This is a genomic window from Bartonella sp. CL162QHHD, assembly GCF_042195435.1.
GTDB lineage: Bacteria > Pseudomonadota > Alphaproteobacteria > Rhizobiales > Rhizobiaceae > Bartonella.
Genome location: NZ_JBHIOG010000062.1, coordinates 1 through 2,175, shown reverse-complemented (window position 1 = coordinate 2,175; position 2,175 = coordinate 1). Strand labels below are relative to the sequence as shown.

Annotated in this window: 1 protein-coding gene and 2 pseudogenes; all 3 read right to left on the bottom strand. The window is 42.7% G+C overall.

What is annotated here, in order from left to right; translation table 11 throughout:
- Window positions 1-41: 41 nt before the first annotated feature.
- Entirely contained in the window at window positions 42-239 is a 198-nt protein-coding gene (locus tag ACFILD_RS06920) for a hypothetical protein (protein ID WP_375664343.1), read from the bottom strand.
- Window positions 227-630 (bottom strand): annotated as a pseudogene (locus tag ACFILD_RS06915) (hypothetical protein). Before ACFILD_RS06915 ends, ACFILD_RS06920 begins: the two are co-directional and overlap by 13 nt.
- Before the next feature lie 63 nt (window positions 631-693).
- Window positions 694-2,175, bottom strand: a pseudogene (locus tag ACFILD_RS06910) (hemagglutinin repeat-containing protein); the annotation flags it as partial.

The window sequence follows — 2,175 nt, the reverse complement described above, 5'->3', positions numbered from 1 at the left end:
ACTTAACAGAGCTATACAACTCAACAGTTTTAAGATTTTCTTCATTCTTCCCCTCTTTCAATGGATTTATTTACAATAAAATAGAGCTCATAAGCCTGTTGATATTTTCTGTCACCGCTGTTTAAACAACGGTGAACAATATTGAAATGGTTGGTTGAGGAAACAATCCCGCCATTCCAAGCGAAGGCAAGGATGGCGGATTGTTGATCATCACCAATAGCAAAACTTAAGGCTTGCATTCAGGTGCATTTTTATACTTTTTACAAAAAGGGCTGTTCAAGCGCTTCTTGACACTGCGCTGTGGTATGACAGCACCTGGACGACAAATCGGCAAGTTTTTCTCTTTAAAAGTATAACACCACCCCCCCCTCTTTGATCTTTATAGCGGAATCCTGCTTGAACCATGCAAGCATCAACTGTTGCTTTCGCATTAATACTCTGCTGTTGGTTTTCTGGAAAAACATCATAAGGGGTTGGCATACCACATTCTAACAATGCTTTTCCTATCTCCGTAAAATCTGCACTAGGTTTCTCCCACATACTCAGAGCCCCTAGAGAAGGCTTATCAATGTTACATCCAGCTACACTAACCAAAACTATTCCGCTTAATAATTTCAAGATTTGTTTCATTTTTTCCTCCCTGAATATTTTGAATAAATTGGCGTACGATTAGGTAATCCATAGAACTTTGTTATACAACAGATTCTGGTACTTCTTCGTCGAATTGGTCAAAATACCCAACTTACCTTCTAGAGCATACTGATACCCTGCAATGAACAAATCTACCAAGCGCGAATCGCTATGAGGGAACATCAGAAAATAGTGTGGATCATTCTTGTTATCAGCCAACTGAACCGCATTATGGGCTGCGTCATCTGGTGTTGTAAGAATACCATTGAGAAAAACATGAACCTTGCCATCAGAACCTTTTTGTAAATTCTGTTGTTCTTCAGGCGTTAAATAATGATATTGCGGCTGCGGGTTTCCATGACTGTCTCTTATAGGATCTCCATTTTCATCTTTTGCATAGATCACATTGCCATTTTCATCGTGATCCACGGTAGCCAGATAATGCTCTTTGATAAACATGTTTACAAAGCCCTGTTCAAAGATATTAAATCCTTCATCCGATAAATCATTGATCATATCTACGCGATTATGTACTACCCCCTCAAGCGATGCGACATCTAGCTGTTCTACTGCTTGGTGGGCTGTAGCGGTGTTGCGGTTGAGAGAGCCAATGATTTGTCCAGCATCTTGCCCCATCGCCCTCTGTCCAGTTATATCAGTAAGGATGATAGTCCCATCGCTGATAGCAGATTTTGTTTCCCCTTCTGCTGCATCCTTGGCTTTTCCATGACTTAAAGCATTTTTAGCAATATTTTTTATGATGCCATATTTCCCCTGTTGCAAAGCACCGCCACCAGAAATGCTAAACCTATGGCTGCTGGCTTGAGCATGCGCACTGTTGCTGATATCACTGGTGCTAATGCTTCCTGTGGTCAGGCTGTTTTTGTCCGCCGAGGCTGTGCTGGAAATAAGTCCTCCGGTCAGCGTTGTTTTATCTTTAACGTTGATCTTAAAACCGCCATCACCGGCTTTGATGCCTGATTGCTCCACAACACTGTGATAATCGCTAGAGGATTTATNGAAATATTGGTTGTGGCTGCATCATCCTTTTTTCCACCATTAAACCCAATAGAAAAAGAGTCTTGCTTGCTGGAACTTTGTCCCGTATCACTGCGGCTGACAACGGTAAAATCACCTCCTACTTCCATTTCTACACGCTCTCCAGAAACCACAGCACCTGCCAATGTGGTATCCTCTCCACTGTTTGTGTGAACTGTGCCGGTGCCAATAATATGGCTGTTCTTCTGGTGAACCTCCTCACTGGAACCCTTGCCTTTACCAAAAGAAGCATTCCCCATCCACCCTGGACCACCGGTACCATAACTATACCCAACATTCATCGAAGCGCTTTGCGTGTGGTTTTGTGTGCTTTGCGTATTTTGCGCACTTTCAAAAGTGATATCTTCACCTGCTCCCATGGTGATATTTCCACTCTGTTTATCATTGCTTTGCATCAGGTTTGTGCCGGCAATAATATCGGCTCCAACACCATGGATGCTGCCTTTGTGGGCTTGCATATTAACAGCGCGTCCTGCTTCTATTGTA

Excerpts from the sequence above, each read along its gene's own strand:
- ACFILD_RS06920 (WP_375664343.1), bottom strand. The coding sequence starts at position 239 with ATGCAAGCCTTAAGTTTTGCTATTGGTGATGATCAACAATCCGCCATC.